1 pseudogene is annotated in these 251 nt (G+C 59.0%); it reads left to right on the top strand.

From position 1 onward, the window contains the following. Positions 1–251: pseudogene (locus tag M2D63_RS25935) on the top strand (hypothetical protein); the annotation flags it as partial.

The raw sequence follows: 251 nt of genomic DNA, 5'->3' as shown, positions 1-251 counted from the left end.
CTGAATAATCAACCGAATGTAGAAGATTTGGCCCGGCTGTTCGCCTCTCGCAAGTACACCCTCGACAGCCACTTTCTCTGGGTTTGCCAGGCAGGCGTAGTCCGCCTCTACAAACTGGGCACGCTGACCTACGAGGCGCAGTTCGAGTAACATACGTCGAACATGCGTGCGCGGTTGAAGATGTACGGCCGTGGCGAGGGCTACGTGGGCAAGAAGGCCGCGGCTGACACCCAGTACGTCGGCCGCGTACT

The organism is Pseudomonas sp. BJa5, from assembly GCF_030272875.2.
Lineage (GTDB): Bacteria > Pseudomonadota > Gammaproteobacteria > Pseudomonadales > Pseudomonadaceae > Aquipseudomonas.
The sequence above is the reverse complement of the archived record's forward strand: the minus strand, read 5'-3'. Positions and strand labels throughout refer to the sequence as shown.